Annotated in this window: 12 protein-coding genes and 4 tRNA genes; all 16 read right to left on the bottom strand. The window is 65.6% G+C overall.

Translation table 11 applies throughout. The features are described 5' to 3' along the window. Positions 1-4: 4 nt before the first annotated feature. The gene (gene rpsG / locus ACYVAK_RS05640; RefSeq protein ID WP_297867608.1) at positions 5-472 is read right to left on the bottom strand and encodes a 30S ribosomal protein S7; all 468 of its coding nucleotides are present in this window, start codon (positions 470-472) and stop codon (positions 5-7) included. Between the two features lie 33 nt (positions 473-505). After that, complete coding sequence (gene rpsL, locus ACYVAK_RS05635) at positions 506-880, bottom strand: 30S ribosomal protein S12 (protein WP_294064272.1); 375 nt, start codon at positions 878-880, stop codon at positions 506-508. A 376-nt stretch (positions 881-1,256) separates the two neighbouring features. Then, a complete protein-coding gene (gene rpoC, locus ACYVAK_RS05630) occupies positions 1,257-5,462 on the bottom strand; it encodes a DNA-directed RNA polymerase subunit beta' (RefSeq protein ID WP_461058853.1) in 4,206 nt (1,401 codons plus the stop codon). Positions 5,463-5,491: 29 nt separating this feature from the next. Then, positions 5,492-9,679 (bottom strand): DNA-directed RNA polymerase subunit beta, encoded by a 4,188-nt coding sequence (gene rpoB, locus ACYVAK_RS05625; RefSeq protein ID WP_461058851.1) that lies wholly within the window; start codon positions 9,677-9,679, stop codon positions 5,492-5,494. Positions 9,680-9,918: 239 nt separating this feature from the next. After that, entirely contained in the window at positions 9,919-10,293 is a 375-nt protein-coding gene (rplL, locus tag ACYVAK_RS05620; RefSeq protein ID WP_461058849.1) for a 50S ribosomal protein L7/L12, read from the bottom strand. A 48-nt stretch (positions 10,294-10,341) separates the two neighbouring features. Next, a complete protein-coding gene (gene rplJ / locus ACYVAK_RS05615) occupies positions 10,342-10,839 on the bottom strand; it encodes a 50S ribosomal protein L10 (protein WP_297867604.1) in 498 nt (165 codons plus the stop codon). Positions 10,840-11,166: 327 nt separating this feature from the next. Beyond that, positions 11,167-11,871, bottom strand: a complete 705-nt coding sequence (rplA, locus tag ACYVAK_RS05610; RefSeq protein WP_461058847.1) for a 50S ribosomal protein L1 — start codon at positions 11,869-11,871, stop codon at positions 11,167-11,169. A gap of 3 nt (positions 11,872-11,874) precedes the next feature. Beyond that, positions 11,875-12,303, bottom strand: a complete 429-nt coding sequence (gene rplK, locus ACYVAK_RS05605; protein WP_461058846.1) for a 50S ribosomal protein L11 — start codon at positions 12,301-12,303, stop codon at positions 11,875-11,877. A gap of 227 nt (positions 12,304-12,530) precedes the next feature. After that, positions 12,531-13,091 carry a transcription termination/antitermination protein NusG gene (gene nusG, locus ACYVAK_RS05600; RefSeq protein ID WP_461058844.1) on the bottom strand — a complete coding sequence of 187 codons (561 nt, stop codon included), beginning with the start codon at positions 13,089-13,091 and terminating at the stop codon, positions 12,531-12,533. After that, positions 13,088-13,480 carry a preprotein translocase subunit SecE gene (gene secE, locus ACYVAK_RS05595; RefSeq protein ID WP_461058842.1) on the bottom strand — a complete coding sequence of 131 codons (393 nt, stop codon included), beginning with the start codon at positions 13,478-13,480 and terminating at the stop codon, positions 13,088-13,090. The genes nusG and secE overlap by 4 nt, the downstream gene beginning before the upstream one ends. Positions 13,481-13,522: 42 nt before the next feature. Further along, a tRNA-Trp gene (locus ACYVAK_RS05590) sits at positions 13,523-13,598 on the bottom strand. 105 nt (positions 13,599-13,703) lie between these two features. Next, the gene (gene tuf / locus ACYVAK_RS05585; protein WP_461058840.1) at positions 13,704-14,894 is read right to left on the bottom strand and encodes an elongation factor Tu; all 1,191 of its coding nucleotides are present in this window, start codon (positions 14,892-14,894) and stop codon (positions 13,704-13,706) included. A gap of 32 nt (positions 14,895-14,926) precedes the next feature. Then, positions 14,927-15,002 (bottom strand) — tRNA-Thr (locus tag ACYVAK_RS05580). Positions 15,003-15,028: 26 nt separating this feature from the next. Beyond that, positions 15,029-15,102: transfer RNA gene (locus tag ACYVAK_RS05575), tRNA-Gly, on the bottom strand. A 50-nt stretch (positions 15,103-15,152) separates the two neighbouring features. Further along, positions 15,153-15,238 (bottom strand) — tRNA-Tyr (locus ACYVAK_RS05570). Positions 15,239-15,320: 82 nt separating this feature from the next. Continuing rightward, complete coding sequence (gene ychF / locus ACYVAK_RS05565; RefSeq protein ID WP_461058838.1) at positions 15,321-16,412, bottom strand: redox-regulated ATPase YchF; 1,092 nt, start codon at positions 16,410-16,412, stop codon at positions 15,321-15,323. Positions 16,413-16,419: the final 7 nt, after the last annotated feature.

Below are 16,419 nucleotides of genomic sequence, written 5' to 3'. Positions count from 1 at the left end.
TCCCTTACCAGCGATAATGCGAGAAGGCCTTGTTGGCCTCCGCCATGCGGTGCGTTTCCTCGCGCTTCTTGACAGCGCCACCGCGGTTTTCCGAAGCATCGAGCAGCTCGGCAGCGAGCTTGCGCGGCATCGAGTTCTCGCCGCGCTTGCGCGACGACTCGATCACCCAGCGCATTGCCAGCGCCATGCGACGGGTCGAACGGACTTCGACCGGCACCTGGTACGTGGCGCCGCCGACGCGACGGGACTTCACTTCGACCATCGGCGCGACGTTGCTGAGGGCCTTCTCGACCAGCTGCAGCGGCTCGGCGTTCTTCTGGCCGATGACGTCCATCGCGCCATAGACGATCTGCTCGGCGATCGACTTCTTGCCGCTCTTCATCACCATGTTGATGAAGCGGGCGACGAGTTCGCTGCCGTGCTTGGGGTCCGCGATGATTTCGCGGACGGGGGTCTGACCTTTACGGGACATGAGGCTTGCCTACCTTGAAATGTGGAGAGCGCGTTACTTCTTCGGGCGCTTGGCGCCGTACTTCGAACGGCTCTGGCGGCGCTTGGCGACGCCCGAGGCGTCGAGCGAGCCGCGCACGGTGTGGTAGCGCACGCCCGGCAGGTCCTTGACGCGACCGCCGCGGATCAGCACCACCGAGTGCTCCTGCAGGTTGTGGCCTTCGCCACCGATGTACGAGATGACCTCGAAGCCGTTGGTGAGGCGGACCTTCGCGACCTTGCGGAGCGCGGAGTTCGGCTTCTTCGGCGTGGTGGTGTACACGCGGGTGCACACGCCACGACGCTGCGGGCAGTTGGCGAGGGCCGGCGAGGCGCTCTTGTACGTATTGGGCTGGCGCGGCTTGCGGACCAGCTGGTTGATCGTTGCCATCAGTAGGGTCGCTGCTTAGGGTTGGATCCGGGTCGGCCGGCCCTTGGCCGACGACGAAAAAAAACACCGGCAGACCGGGATCTCCGATCTGCCGACACGCAATCTTTGCCCGCGACGGCCTCGTGAAGCCGATACGGTCCCGATGGGCGCCCGGAGGCGCGTCCAGCGGACTTTCCTGCCCATCCTGGGCCGAACACGAGGCGCATCCTGCGACCTCATTTCGTGATCTGGGCGAATGAATCCGCCAATGAGCCGCCGACTATACAGGAGCGGACGGCGGTTTGCCAAGACAAGGGCGGCGGTGCCGCCCTGCCCCGCTCCGCCGTTCAGGCCGGAGCAGACCCCGATGCCGCCCAAGCGACACCGGGGCTTCTCGTCACTCGTCCGAACTGCCGTCCGCGCTGACCTCGGCGACCGGCGAGAACGCGCGAAGCGCCTCGAGGTCGGCATCGGTCAGCTCCGTGGCGGCGCTGCGACGACGGGCGTGATACGCCAAACCCGTGCCCGCCGGGATCAGGCGGCCGACGATGACGTTTTCCTTCAGGCCGCGCAGGGTGTCGCGAGTACCACGGACCGCCGCCTCGGTGAGGACGCGGGTGGTCTCCTGGAACGACGCCGCCGAGATGAAGCTCTCGGTGGCCAGCGAGGCCTTCGTGATGCCCAGCAGCACCGGCTCGACGCGGGCCGGCAGCTCGTTGCGCGCAGAGACGCGGGCGTTCTCGTCGGCGACGCGGAAGCGATCGACCTGCTCGCCGGCCATGAAGCGCGTGCCGCCAGCGTCGGTGATCTCGACCTTGCGCAGCATCTGGCGAAGGATCGTCTCGATGTGCTTGTCGTTGATCTTGACGCCCTGCAGGCGATAGACGTCCTGGATTTCCTTGACCAGGTAAGCGGCCAGCTCCTCGACGCCCTTCAGGCGCAGGATGTCCTGCGGGTTCGGCTCGCCGGCAACGACCTCTTCACCCTTCTCGACGTGCTCGCCTTCGAACACGACGATCTGGCGGTACTTCGGGATGAGCTCTTCGTGCTCGTTGCCCTCGGCATCCTTGATGATGAGGCGCTGCTTGCCCTTGGTGTCCTTTCCGAAGCTGACGATGCCCGAGCGCTCCGCGAGGACGGCCGGATCCTTCGGCTTGCGGGCTTCGAACAGGTCGGCGACGCGCGGCAGACCACCGGTGATATCGCGGGTCTTCGAGGCTTCCTGCGGGATCTTGGCGACGACGTCACCCACGCCCACTTCGGCGCCGTTCTGCACCGTGACGACGGCGCGCGGCGGCAGCAGGTACTGGGCCGGGAGATCGGTGCCCGGGATCTGCAGGTCCTTGCCCTTCGCGTCGACGATGCGAACCATCGGGCGCAGGTCCTTGCCGGCCTGGCCGCGGCGCTTCGGATCGGTGATTTCGATCGCCGTGAGGCCCGTCAGATCATCCGTCTTCTCGATGGCGGTGACGCCCTCAACGAAGTCGATGAAGCGCACGAAACCCTTCACTTCCGACACGATCGGGTGGTTGTGCGGATCCCACGTGGCCACGACCTGGCCGGCCTTGATGGCATCGCCATCCTTGCCATTGATGGTCGCGCCGTAGGGCAGCTTGTGGCGCTCGCGCTCGCGGCCCATCGGGTCGAGCACGGACAGTTCACCCGAACGCGACACCGCCACGAGGTGGCCGGCCGAATGGGCGACCGTCTTGAGGTGGGTGAACTTGATCGAACCGGTCGTCTTGACCGTGATGTTGTCGACGGCAGCGGCTCGCGACGCGGCACCACCGATGTGGAAGGTACGCATCGTCAGCTGCGTGCCCGGCTCACCGATCGACTGCGCGGCGATGACGCCGACCGCTTCGCCCTGGTTGACCAGGTGGCCACGGGCCAGGTCACGACCGTAGCACATGGCGCAAATGCCGAAGCTGGCTTCGCAGTTGATCGAGGAACGCACCTTGATGCTCTGCACGCCGGCGGCGTCGAGCTTGTCGACCCACTTCTCATCGAGCAGGGTGTTGCGGGTGACGATCGGCTCCTCGTCGTTGCCCGGCAGGAACACGTCCTCGGCGACGACGCGTCCCAGCACGCGGTCGCGCAAGGCTTCGGTGACTTCGCTGCCTTCGACGATCGGCGTCAGCGTGAGGCCGCTCAGCGTGCCGCAGTCGACCTCGGTGACGACCACGTCCTGCGCCACGTCGACGAGGCGACGGGTCAGGTAACCGGAGTTCGCCGTCTTCAGCGCGGTGTCCGCGAGGCCCTTGCGGGCGCCGTGGGTCGAGATGAAGTACTGGAGGACGTTCAGGCCTTCGCGGAAGTTCGCGGTGATCGGCGTTTCGATGATCGAGCCGTCCGGCTTGGCCATCAGGCCGCGCATACCCGCGAGCTGGCGGATCTGGGCCTGCGAACCACGCGCGCCCGAGTCGGCCATGATGTAGATCGAGTTCATCGACTTCTGGTCGACCATCTCGCCCTTGGCGTTCTTCACCTTATCGGTGCCGATGGTGTCCATCATCGCCTTGGCGATCTGTTCGTTCGTGCGCGACCAGATGTCCACGACCTTGTTGTAGCGCTCGCCCGAGGTGACCAGGCCCGACTGGTACTGGTTCTGGATCTCCAGCACCTCGGCTTCGGCCTTGGCGAGGATGTCCTTCTTCTCGTTCGGGATGGTCATGTCGTCGATGCCGACCGACACGCCCGCGCGGGTGGCGTTCGAGAAGCCGGTGTACATCAGCTTGTCCGCGAACACGACGGTGTGCTTCAGGCCGAGCTGGCGGTAGCAGCCGTTGATCAGGCGGCTAATGGCCTTCTTGTTGAGCTCGGTGTTGACCATCGTGAAGGACAGGCCTTCCGGCAGGATCTCGGCCAGCAGCGCGCGGCCGACGGTCGTGTCGTACACGGTCGACTTGCGGCTGGTCTCGCCCGATTCCGACTTCACCGTCTCGGCGACGCGCACCTTGACCTTGGCGTGCAGCTCGACGGTGCGGTTGTCGTAGGCGCGGCGGACTTCCGCCACGTTGGCGAACACCATGCCCTCGCCCTTCTTGTTCTCGAGGGCGCGGGTCATGTAGTACAGGCCGAGCACGACGTCCTGCGTCGGGACGATGATCGGCTCGCCGTTCGCCGGCGACAGGATGTTGTTGGTCGACATCATCAGCGCGCGCGCTTCCAGCTGGGCTTCCAGCGAGAGCGGCACGTGGACGGCCATCTGGTCACCGTCGAAGTCGGCGTTGAAGGCCGTACAGACGAGCGGATGCAGCTGGATCGCCTTGCCCTCGATCAGCACCGGCTCGAAGGCCTGGATGCCGAGGCGGTGCAGGGTCGGGGCGCGGTTCAGCAGGACCGGGTGCTCGCGGATGACCTCCTCGAGGATGTCCCACACCACGGCCTCTTCGCGCTCGACGAGCTTCTTGGCGGCCTTGATGGTCGTGGCCAGGCCACGGCGCTGCAGCTTCGAGAAGATGAAGGGCTTGAACAGCTCGAGCGCCATCTTCTTCGGCAGGCCGCACTCGTGCAGGCGCAGCGTCGGGCCGACCACGATGACCGAACGGCCCGAGTAGTCGACGCGCTTGCCGAGCAGGTTCTGGCGGAAGCGGCCCTGCTTACCCTTGATCATGTCGGCGAGCGACTTGAGCGGGCGCTTATTGGTGCCGGTGATGGCGCGGCCGCGGCGGCCGTTGTCCATCAGCGCATCGACCGACTCCTGCAGCATGCGCTTCTCGTTGCGCACGATGATGTCGGGCGCGTTGAGCTCGAGCAGGCGCTTGAGGCGGTTGTTGCGGTTGATGACGCGGCGGTAGAGGTCGTTGAGGTCCGACGTCGCGAAGCGGCCGCCGTCCAGCGGGACCAGCGGGCGCAGGTCCGGCGGAAGCACCGGCAGCACGGTCATGACCATCCACTCCGGGCGATTGCCCGAATCCAGGAAGGCCTCGACGAGCTTGATGCGCTTGGTGAGGCGCTTCAGCTTGGTCTCCGAGTTGGTGCTGGCGATCTCTTCCTTCAGGCGGAGGAGCTCGGCCTGCAGGTCGATGGTGCGCAGCAGCTCATGGATGGCCTCGGCGCCCATGTAGGCCTCGAAGTCATCGCCATGCACCTGGCGGGCCTGCATCAGCTGCTCTTCGTTCATCAGCGAGCCGCGCTCGAGCGGGGTCAGGCCCGGCTCGGTCACGACGAAGGCTTCGAAATACAGGATGCGCTCGATGTCGCGCAGGGTCATGTCCAGCATGAGGCCGATGCGCGAGGGCAGCGACTTCAGGAACCAGATGTGGGCGACCGGCGAGGCGAGCTCGATGTGGCCCATGCGCTCGCGGCGCACCTTGGCCAGCGTCACTTCCGTGCCGCACTTCTCGCAGACCACGCCGCGGTGCTTCATGCGCTTGTACTTGCCGCACAGGCACTCGTAGTCCTTGATCGGACCGAAGATGGCGGCGCAGAACAGGCCGTCACGCTCCGGCTTGAACGTACGGTAGTTGATGGTCTCCGGCTTCTTCACTTCGCCGTAGGACCACGAGCGGATCAGGTCCGGGGACGCCAGGCCGATCTTGATGGAATCAAAATCGGCGACCGGGCGCTGCTGGTTGAACAGATTGAGTAGATCTTTCATGGCTTGATTCTCCAGTCAGTCGCGCGCGATCACTGCTCGTCCAGCTCGATATTGATACCGAGCGAACGGATTTCCTTCACCAGCACGTTGAACGACTCCGGCATGCCAGCGACCATCTCGTGGTCGCCGTCGACGACGTTCTTGTACATCTGGTTTCGGCCCTGCACGTCGTCGGACTTGACGGTCAGCATTTCCTGCAGCGTGTACGCCGCGCCGTAGGCTTCGAGCGCCCACACTTCCATCTCGCCGAAGCGCTGGCCACCGAACTGCGCCTTGCCGCCCAACGGCTGCTGGGTGACGAGCGAGTACGGGCCGGTCGAACGCGCGTGCATCTTGTCGTCGACGAGGTGGTTCAGCTTCAGCATGTGCATGTAGCCCACGGTGACGCGGCGGTCGAACGCCTCGCCGGTGCGGCCGTCGAACAGCGTGACCTGGGTCTTGCTGTCGCTCATGTTGAGCAGCTGGGTGTGCGGGTCCTCGCTCGGGTAGGCGAGTTCCAGCATGTGCTTGATCTCGGCCTCGGCCGCGCCATCGAACACCGGGGTGGCCATCGGCACGCCGTCGGTGAGGTTCTTGGCGAGGTTGAGGAGCTCCGAGTCGTTGAACTGCTTCAGGTCGACGCGGGCGCTGCCCGAGATCTTCTTGTCGTGGTTGTAGATCTTGTCGAGGAACTCGCGCAGCTCGGCGACCTTGGCCTGCGCCTCGAGCATCTTCTGGATGCGCTCGCCGAGGCCCTTGGCGGCGAAGCCAAGGTGGGTCTCGAGGATCTGGCCGATGTTCATTCGGCTCGGCACGCCCAGCGGATTCAGCACGATGTCGACGGTGCGGCCGTCGGCCATGTGCGGCATGTCCTCGACCGGCACGATCGTGGACACGACGCCCTTGTTTCCGTGGCGGCCGGCCATCTTGTCGCCCGGCTGGATGCGGCGCTTCACGGCCAGGTAGACCTTGACCATCTTGAGCACGCCCGGGGCGAGGTCGTCGCCCTGCGTGATCTTGCCGCGCTTGTCCTGGAAGCGCTTCTCGAACTCGGCCTTGTGGGCTTCGATCTGCTTCTGCGCGTTCTCGATCGCCTCGGCGGCGTCGTCATCCTTCATGCGCAGCGAGAACCAGTCGTCCTTCTTCAGGCTGTCCAGGTACTCGGCGGTGACGTCGGCCTTCTTCAGGCCGTTCGGGCCGCCGTTGGCCGTGCGGCCGATCAGCTGGCCACGCAGGCGCGCGAAGATGGCGCTCTCGAGGATGCGGAACTGGTCGTCGAAGTCCTTCTTGACGCGCTTGATCTCGGAATCCTCGATCTGCTTGGCGCGCTTGTCCTTCTCGATGCCGTCGCGGGTGAAGACCTGCACGTCGATGACGGTGCCGTCCATGCCCGGGGGCACGCGCAGCGAGCTGTCCTTCACGTCCGAGGCCTTCTCGCCGAAGATCGCGCGGAGCAGCTTCTCTTCCGGCGTCAGCTGGCTCTCGCCCTTCGGCGTGACCTTGCCGACCATGATGTCGCCGGCGCGCACTTCGGCACCGATGTACACCACGCCCGACTCGTCGAGGCGCGACAGCGCCTGCTCGGAGACGTTCGGGATGTCGGCGGTGATTTCCTCCGGACCCAGCTTGGTGTCACGGGCGACGCAGGTCAGCTCTTCGATGTGGATCGTCGTGTAGCGGTCCTGCTCGACGACGCGCTCCGAGAGGAGGATCGAGTCTTCGAAGTTGTAGCCGTTCCACGGCATGAACGCGACCAGCATGTTCTGGCCGAGCGCGAGCTCGCCGATGTCGGTCGAGGGACCGTCGGCCAGCACGTCGCCGCGCGCCACGCGATCACCCACGTTCACCAGCGGGCGCTGGTTGATGCAGGTGTTCTGGTTGGAGCGCTGGTACTTGATCAGCGTATAGATGTCGACGCCGGCGTCGTTGGCGCCGACTTCGTCTTCGTTCGCGCGCACGACGATGCGACCGGCGTCGATCTGGTCGACGACGCCACCACGGCGGGCGTTCACGGTGACACCCGAGTCGCGCGCCACGGCGCGCTCAATGCCGGTACCGACCAGCGGCTTCTGCGAACGGAGCGTCGGCACGGCCTGGCGCTGCATGTTCGCGCCCATCAGCGCGCGGTTGGCGTCGTCGTGCTCGAGGAACGGCACGAGTGCGGCGGCGACCGACACCGACTGCATGGGCGAAACGTCCATGTAGTGGATTTCCGCCGGCGGCTTCAGCAGCGCTTCGCCCTGCTGGCGGCAGGTCACGAACTCGGCGGTGAAGCGGCCCTGGTCGTCCAAAGCCGCGTTGGCCTGGGCGATGGTGTACTCGTTTTCTTCGATCGCCGACAGGAACTCGACCTCGTCGGTCACCTTGCCGTTGACGACCTTGCGGTACGGCGTCTCGAGGAAGCCGTAGCGGTTGGTGCGGGCGTAGACGGCGAGCGAGTTGATCAGGCCGATGTTCGGGCCTTCCGGCGTTTCGATGGTGCAGACGCGGCCGTAGTGGGTCGGGTGCACGTCGCGCACTTCGAAGCCGGCGCGCTCGCGGGTCAGGCCACCGGGGCCGAGGGCCGACACGCGACGCTTGTGCGTGACTTCCGAAAGCGGGTTGTTCTGGTCCATGAACTGCGAGAGCTGCGAGGAGCCGAAGAACTCCTTAATCGCTGCGGCCACAGGCTTGGCGTTGATCAGCTCCTGCGGGGTCAGGCCTTCCGACTCGGCCAGCGACAGGCGCTCCTTGACGGCGCGTTCGACGCGGACCAGGCCGACACGGAACACGTTCTCGGCCATTTCGCCGACCGAGCGCACGCGGCGGTTGCCGAGGTGGTCGATGTCGTCGACGATGCCGCGACCATTGCGGATCTCGCAGAGCGTACGGATGACGTCGAGGATGTCCGAGGTCTGGCCGTTGGTGGCCAGCAGGCGCTTGGCCTCCTCGCCGTTCTGCTGCGAGAAGTACTTGCTGTCGAACAGCACCGACTCGCCCGTCACTTCCTTGCGGCCGACACGGCGGTTGAACTTCATGCGGCCGACGCCCGAGAGGTCGTAGCGCTCGAAGGTGAAGAACAGGTTGTGGAACAGGTTCTGCGCGGCGTCCTTGGTGGGCGGCTCGCCCGGACGCATCATCCGGTAGATCTCGACCAGCGCTTCCAGCTGGGTACGCGTGCTGTCGCTGCGCAGCGTGTTCGAGATGTACGGGCCGCGGTCGAGATCGTTCACCCACAGGGTGCCGAACGTCGCGACGCCGGCCTTGCGGAACTTGACCAGCAGGGCGTCATCGATCTCGTCGTTGGCGACAGCCAGGAGCTCGCCGGTCTTCGGGTCGGCGACGTCCTGCGCGAGGATGCGGCCGACGAGGTAGTCGTCCGGCACTTCCAGCGTGCCGATCTTGGCCTGCTCGAGCTGGCGGACATGGCGCGCGGTGATGCGCTTGCCGGCCTCGACGAGCACGTTGCCGTTGGCGACGAGGTCGAAGTTCAGCGTCTCGCCCTTCAAGCGCTCGGCGACCAGCGACAGCTCGGCCCCTTCCTTCGGCAGCAGGGTGAAGGTGTTGATCTCGAAGAACTGCTGCAGCATCTCCTCGTTCGAATAGCCGAGGGCGCGCAGGAGCACCGTCACCGGCAGCTTGCGGCGGCGGTCGATGCGGGCGTAGACCATGTCCTTCGGGTCGAACTCGAAGTCCAGCCACGAACCGCGATAGGGGATGATGCGGGCGCTGTAGAGCAGCTTGCCCGAGCTGTGCGTCTTGCCACGGTCGTGGTCGAAGAACACGCCCGGCGAACGGTGCAGCTGCGAGACGATGACGCGCTCGGTGCCGTTGACGATGAAGGTGCCGTTCTCGGTCATCAGGGGCATCTCGCCCATGTAGACCTCCTGCTCCTTCACGTACTTCACGGCCTTGGTCGACGACTCGCGGTCGTAGATGACCAGGCGCACGGTCACGCGCAGCGGCGCGCCGTAGGTGAGGCCACGGTTGTGGCACTCGCGGACGTCGAACGGCGGCTCGCCGAGACGGTAGCTGACGTACTCCAGGGCGGCGTTGCCCGAGTAGCTGGAGATCGGGAAGACCGACTTCAGGGCGGCGTGCAGGCCCTGCTCGGCGCGCTTGCCGGCAGCGGCGCCCTCCTGCAGGAACTCACGGTAGGAATCCATCTGGATGGCCAGCAGGTAGGGCACGTCGAGGACGGCGCGACGCTTGCCGAAATCCTTGCGGATGCGCTTCTTTTCGGTGAACGAGTACGTCATGGGGACCTTCAGGCTCGGTGAGCTGTGGGGGTCAAGTGGCCAGTGGGAAGCCGCTGGTATTGCCGGCACCAGCACGCCTTCTGCTGCTGCTTCTCACTGTCCACTCGGTGCATGGAGCGGGTGTCGCGGCGGATCAGGCCGCCAAGGCGCATGGGCGCCCTGAAACGGCCAAAGGCCGGGGGCTTTCGCCCCCAGCCTTGGTGGTGTCGCCGGCGATGACGCGGCGACCCAAGTGACGCTTACTTGAGCTCGACGGTGGCGCCGGCGGCCTCGAGGTCCTTCTTGAACTTCGCGGCGTCGTCCTTCGACACGCCTTCCTTGACGTTCTGCGGGGCGCCTTCGACGAGGTCCTTCGCTTCCTTCAGGCCCAGGCCGGTGATGGCGCGGACGGCCTTGATGACTTCGACCTTCTTATCGCCAGCGGCCTTCAGGACGACGGTGAACTCGGTCTGCTCTTCCACCGGAGCGGCGGCGGCGGCCGGGCCGGCAGCCATCATGACCGGGGCGGCGGCGGAGACGCCGAACTTCTCTTCCATCGCCTTGACGAGGTCCATGATTTCCATCAGGGACTTGGTGGCGATCGCTTCGATGATCTGATCGTTGGACAGGGACATGTTGTTTACCTCTGGAAAGTTGCTAATGCAGTCGGGGTCGCGGGACGGTCAGGCCGTGGCTTCCTGCTTCTCGGCAATCGCCTTGAACGCGCGGGCCACGCGGGTGGCCGGCTCGACGAGCGTGCTGAGGAACATGGACAGGGCCTGGTCGCGGGTCGGCAGCGAGGCGAGGACTTCGAGGTGGGCGGCCGGGTAGGCCTTGCCACCGATCGAAACGACCTTCGCCTTCAGCTTGTCGTTGCCCTTGGCGAACTCCTTGATCAGGCGACCGGCAGAGCCGGGCTCCTCGGTCGAGAACGCGTAAAGCAGCGGGCCGGTGAGCTGGTCCTGGGTGCACTCGAACTCGGTGCCCGCGACAGCGCGCGAAGCCAACGTGTTCTTGACGACCTTCAGGTAGACACCGGTCTCGCGAGCCTTCTTGCGCATCGCCGTCATCTGGGAGACGGTGACGCCCGCGTACTCGGCAGCGACCAGGGAGTGGGCCGTGGCAGCAACCGCCGCGACTTCCGCGACGACTTCATGCTTCTGGGACAGATTGAGAGCCATTGCACTCCTCCTAACTTCAATCCACCACCTGCTCCAGCAGGCGATGGCACCTTGGGCGGCGGCTTCCGTGCACGCCGGGACGCGTGGGCGTCCGTGGTGGCCTCTCCAGAGAAATCCTGAAGAAGGTGCACCATCTGCGCAGGACAGGCCTTGCGGCCGGATTAAGCGGGCCCGCTTGGGTCGACGGCGATTCCTTGCCTTTCGTGCATCCTTGCCCGACGTCGATCCGCGCTGACCGCACCTGCGGTCTTAGATGGCCCCCGCGGGATGCGGGCGCCTTCTAAATTGCGCCGCCGCGACCCGAGGGCCGCGGCGGACTTGAACGTGTTACTTGGCGAGCGACAGGCTGGCCTGGTCGATCGTCACGCCGACGCCCATCGTCGAGCTCAGCGAGATCTTCTGCAGGTACTGGCCCTTGGCCGTGGCCGGCTTGGCCTTGACCAGGTCGGCGAGCAGCGCGTGCAGGTTCTGCGACAGCGCGTCGGCCGAGAAGCTGGCCTTGCCGATGGTGCAGTGGATGATGCCGGCCTTGTCGGTGCGGTAGCGGACCTGGCCCGACTTGGCGTTCTTGACGGCTTCGGCCGGGTTGGCCGAGACGGTGCCGACCTTCGGGTTCGGCATCAGGCCGCGCGGGCCGAGCACCTGGCCCAGCTTGCCGACGACACGCATGGCGTCCGGCGTGGCGATGACGACGCCGTAGTCGAGGTCGCCGGCCAGCATCTTGTCGGCCAGGTCGTCCATGCCCACGGCTTCCGCGCCGGCTGCCAGGGCTTCGTCAGCCTTGGCGCCCGGCGGGCAGAACACGGCGACGCGCACGGTTTTGCCGGTACCGGCGGGCAGCACGGTCGAACCGCGCACCTGCTGGTCCGACTTCTTGGCGTCGACGCCGAGGCGGACAGCGACGTCCACCGACTCGACGAACTTCGTCTTGGCGTTCTTCGTGATGATATCCAAGGCGTCGTTGAGGGCGTACTGCTTGCCCGGGACGACGAGGGCCGAAAGGGCCTTGTAACGCTTCGAAATCTTCGCCATGGCTTAACCCTCCACCACCAGACCCATGGAACGGGCCGAGCCCGCGATCGTGCGCACCGCGGCGTCGAGGGAGGCGGCCGTCAGGTCGGCCTCCTTCTGCTTCACGATGGCTTCCAGCTGGGCGCGGGTGACCTTGCCCACCTTGTCGGTGTTCGGACGCTTGGAGCCCGACGTGATGCCCACCGCCTTCTTCAGCAGCACCGTGGCCGGCGTGCTCTTGGTGACGAAGGTGAAGGTACGGTCCGAGTAGGCCGTGATGATGACCGGCGTCGGAAGACCCGGCTCCAGCTTGGAGGTCGCGGCGTTGAACGCCTTGCAGAACTCCATGATGTTCAGGCCGCGCTGACCCAGCGCAGGACCGACCGGCGGCGAGGGGTTGGCCTGACCGGCCTTCACCTGCAGCTTGATGTAACCGACAACTTTCTTTGCCATGACTGCTCTCCGGGTGCATGCGGCTGCGCGATGCAGCCTCCCCATCGTTTCCAGGGAATGACGTGCCCTGGCTTCACGCGTCCCCGAAGGGAAGCCCGCAAGCTTACCTCAGAGGAACGGAACCTTCCTGAACGACGACGCGGCAGAAGTCCGGTTTTGCCGGTGTCCCTGCCGCGACGTGGGGGCCGAGGCCCGTTGGCTGGCCCGGGCCGCGGCCCGGACGGGGGTCAGGCCTTCTCGACCTGGCCGAACTCGAGCTCGACCGGGGTCGAGCGGCCGAAGATCATCACAGCGACGCGCAAGCGACTGCGCTCGTAGTTGACCTCTTCGACCGTGCCGTTGAAGTCGTTGAACGGCCCATCGACGACGCGGACCATCTCGCCCGGCGCGAACAGCACCTTCGGCTTCGGCTTGTCGACGCCCTCCTGGACGCGGGCGAGGATCGCATCGGCCTCGCTGTCCTTGATCGGCAGGGGACGCTCGGCGGTACCGCCGATGAAGCCCATGACCTTCGGGGTCTCCTTGATCAGGTGCCAGCTTTCGTTGTCGATGCGCGGGATGCCGGCTTCGTCCGTCGTCTCGATCTGTACCAGCACGTAACCGGGGAAGAACTTCCGCTCCGACTTGCGCTTCTGCCCGGCGCGCATTTCCACGACCTCTTCGGTCGGGACCAGCACTTGGCCGAACTTCTCCTGCATCTCGAAACGCGCGATGCGCGTCTCGAGCGCCTTGGCGACCTGGTTCTCGAAACCCGAATAGGCGTGGACCACGTACCAGCGCTTGCTCATGCCGCACCTCCGTTCTGCTCGAGGAGCGCACGGACGCCCTGCGAAATGACGTAATCGAAACCGGCGAGGACCAGACTGACAATGACCACGACGATGAGAATGACGATCGTCGTACGGACCGACTCGTCGGTGCTCGGCCAAACCACCTTGCGGAGCTCGAACAAGGACTCCCTGACGAACTCCTGCGCCTCGCGACCCTTCGCCGTGAAGGCGCCGACCGCGCCGGCACCCAGAACCGCCAGGATCATGACCAGAACGCGAATCGGCGTCGGCCAGTCGAGCAGATACCAGCCGGCAACGCCGCCGGCGAGTAGCAGGATTGCCGCCGCGTACTTGGCCAGATCCAGCGGGTTCACCGCGGAATTCGTCGATTCGACCTTGGTGTTCATGCGTTTCCCGGCCGCGCCCCGGGGGAACGACGACCTTGCTGGTGGCACGCCAGGAGGGACTCGAACCCCCAACCTGCGGTTTTGGAGACCGCTGCTCTGCCAATTGAGCTACTGGCGTACATTGTCTTGGAGCGGGCTTGCTTTAAACGGCAATGGCGGACCGTGTTGCGGCCCGCCATCCCGTGCGGAAACGGCGCCGGGACGGCGCTGCCCTCGCAGTCTATTACTTGATGATCTTGGCCACGACGCCGGCACCGACGGTGCGGCCGCCTTCGCGGATCGCGAAGCGCAGGCCCTCGTCCATCGCGACCGGGGCGATCAGGGTGACGACCATCTTGATGTTGTCGCCCGGCATCACCATCTCGACGCCTTCCGGCAGCTCGATGGAACCCGTCACGTCCGTCGTGCGGAAGTAGAACTGCGGGCGGTAGCCCTTGAAGAACGGCGTGTGGCGGCCGCCCTCTTCCTTCGACAGAACGTACACCTCCGACTCGAACGTCGTGTGCGGCTTGATCGAGCCCGGCTTCGCCAGGACCTGACCGCGCTCCACGTCGTCACGCTTCGTGCCGCGCAGCAGCAGGCCCGCGTTGTCGCCCGCCTGGCCCTGGTCCAGCAGCTTGCGGAACATCTCGATGCCCGTCACCGTCGTCTTCTGCGTGTCGCGGATGCCGACGATCTCGATTTCCTCGCCGACCTTGATCACGCCGCGCTCGATGCGACCCGTCACCACCGTGCCGCGACCCGAGATCGAGAACACGTCTTCGACCGGCATCAGGAACGGACGGTCGACGTCGCGCTGCGGCTCCGGGATGAACGTGTCCAGCGCCTCGACCAGCTTCAGGATCGCCGGGACGCCGATCTCCGACTGGTCGCCTTCCAGCGCCAGACGGGCCGAGCCCTTGATGATCGGCGTGTCGTCGCCCGGGAAGTCGTACTTCGACAGCAGCTCGCGGACTTCCATCTCGACCAGGTCGAGAAGCTCGGCGTCGTCCACCATGTCCGCCTTGTTCAGGAAGACCACGATGTACGGCACGCCCACCTGGCGCGACAGCAGGATGTGCTCGCGCGTCTGCGGCATCGGGCCGTCAGCGGCCGAGCACACCAGAATCGCGCCGTCCATCTGCGCCGCACCCGTGATCATGTTCTTCACGTAGTCCGCGTGGCCCGGGCAGTCGACGTGCGCGTAGTGGCGCGTCGGCGACTCGTATTCCACGTGCGCGGTCGAAATCGTGATGCCGCGAGCCTTCTCTTCCGGCGCCGCGTCGATCTGGTCGTAAGCCTTGAACTCACCACCGAAACGCTCGGCACCGATCTTCGTCAGCGCCGCCGTCAGCGTCGTCTTGCCGTGGTCAACGTGACCGATCGTGCCCACGTTCACGTGAGGCTTGGTGCGCTCGAACTTGCCCTTTGCCATTGCCGTCTACCCGGTGATGATGGTTCGTAGGATGGTGCTCACAACTGGAATCGAACCAGCGACCTCTTCCTTACCAAGGAAGTGCTCTACCGACTGAGCTATGTGAGCGAGTTTTGGTGTTGCGGGTGGAACCATGGAGCGGGAGACGGGAATCGAACCCGCACCATCAGCTTGGAAGGCTGAGGTTCTACCATTGAACTACTCCCGCCCGAGGGCTGGACCGTTCTTCCCACCCGCGTCGCCGCGAGGCGCCGGGAGTGGTGGAGGAAGGTGGATTCGAACCACCGAAGGCGTGAGCCAGCAGATTTACAGTCTGCCCCCGTTGGCCGCTTGGGTATTCCTCCGACAGAGCCGCATATTCTGGCGAGGGCTTTTCACCTTGTCAACGCGTCGCGGGGGATTTCCGCTCCGCTGGCCCAACCCGCTTCAGACGTTGAACAGGAAGTTCAGGACATCGCCATCCTTGACGACGTAGTCCTTGCCCTCGGCGCGCTGCTTGCCCGCTTCCTTGGCCCCCTGCTCGCCCTTGAAGGCGATGTAGTCGTCGAAGGCGATGGTCTGGGCGCGGATGAAGCCCTTCTCGAAGTCGGTATGGATGACGCCGGCCGCCTTCGGGGCGGTGTCGCCCTTGTGGATGGTCCAGGCGCGCACTTCCTTCACGCCGGCCGTGAAGTAGGTCTGCAGGCCGAGCAGGTCGTAGCCCGCACGGATCAGTCGGTTCAGGCCGGGCTCCTCGAAACCGAGGTCCTCGAGGAAGGCCTGCTTGTCGGCATCGTCGAGGTCGGCGAGCTCGGCCTCGATCTTGGCGCACACGGCCACGACCGGCGCCTTCTCGCGCGAGGCGAACTCGCGCAGGCGGTCGAGGTGAGGGTTGTTCTCGAAGCCGTCCTCGAGCACGTTGCCGACGTACATGGCCGGCTTGATGGTGAGCAGGCAGAGGGGCTTCAACAGCAGCTTCTCGTCATCGCTGAACTCCAGCGTGCGCGCCGGGCGACCCTCGTTCAGCACGGGCATCAGGCGCTCCAAGACGGCGACCAGCTTCTGCGCGTCCTTGTCGCCGGACTTCGCGCGCTTTCCCTCGCGCTGGATCGCCTTTTCCACGGCGCCGAGGTCGGCGAGCGCCAGCTCCGTGACGATGGTTTCGATGTCGGCGATCGGGTCGACGCGACCGGACACGTGCACGACGTTGGCGTCGTCGAAGCAGCGCACGACGTTCACGATGGCGTCGGTCTCGCGGATGTTGGCGAGGAACTGGTTGCCGAGGCCTTCGCCCTTGCTGGCGCCGGCCACGAGGCCGGCGATGTCGACGAACTCGACGATGGCCGGCTGCACCTTCTGCGGCTTGACGATCTCGGCCAGCTGCTGGAGACGCTTGTCCGGCACCTCGACAATGCCGACGTTCGGCTCGATGGTGCAGAAGGGGTAGTTCTCCGCGGCGATACCGGCCTTCGTCAGCGCGTTGAAGAGGGTGGACTTGCCGACGTTCGGCAGGCCGACGATGCCGCACTTGATGCCCATGGTGACT

This window comes from Silanimonas algicola, from assembly GCF_054777375.1.
This window is presented reverse-complemented; position numbering and strand designations above follow the sequence as displayed.

What these genes read in the sequence shown, in the direction of transcription:
- rpsG (WP_297867608.1), bottom strand. Translation starts at nt 472, where the DNA reads ATGTCCCGTAAAGGTCAGACCCCCGTCCGCGAAATCATCGCGGACCCC.
- rpsL (WP_294064272.1), bottom strand. Translation starts at nt 880, where the DNA reads ATGGCAACGATCAACCAGCTGGTCCGCAAGCCGCGCCAGCCCAATACG.
- rpoC (WP_461058853.1), bottom strand. Translation starts at nt 5,462, where the DNA reads ATGAAAGATCTACTCAATCTGTTCAACCAGCAGCGCCCGGTCGCCGAT.
- rpoB (WP_461058851.1), bottom strand. Translation starts at nt 9,679, where the DNA reads ATGACGTACTCGTTCACCGAAAAGAAGCGCATCCGCAAGGATTTCGGC.
- rplL (WP_461058849.1), bottom strand. Translation starts at nt 10,293, where the DNA reads ATGTCCCTGTCCAACGATCAGATCATCGAAGCGATCGCCACCAAGTCC.
- rplJ (WP_297867604.1), bottom strand. Translation starts at nt 10,839, where the DNA reads ATGGCTCTCAATCTGTCCCAGAAGCATGAAGTCGTCGCGGAAGTCGCG.
- rplA (WP_461058847.1), bottom strand. Translation starts at nt 11,871, where the DNA reads ATGGCGAAGATTTCGAAGCGTTACAAGGCCCTTTCGGCCCTCGTCGTC.
- rplK (WP_461058846.1), bottom strand. Translation starts at nt 12,303, where the DNA reads ATGGCAAAGAAAGTTGTCGGTTACATCAAGCTGCAGGTGAAGGCCGGT.
- nusG (WP_461058844.1), bottom strand. Translation starts at nt 13,091, where the DNA reads ATGAGCAAGCGCTGGTACGTGGTCCACGCCTATTCGGGTTTCGAGAAC.
- secE (WP_461058842.1), bottom strand. Translation starts at nt 13,480, where the DNA reads ATGAACACCAAGGTCGAATCGACGAATTCCGCGGTGAACCCGCTGGAT.
- tuf (WP_461058840.1), bottom strand. Translation starts at nt 14,894, where the DNA reads ATGGCAAAGGGCAAGTTCGAGCGCACCAAGCCTCACGTGAACGTGGGC.
- ychF (WP_461058838.1), bottom strand. Translation starts at nt 16,412, where the DNA reads ATGGGCATCAAGTGCGGCATCGTCGGCCTGCCGAACGTCGGCAAGTCC.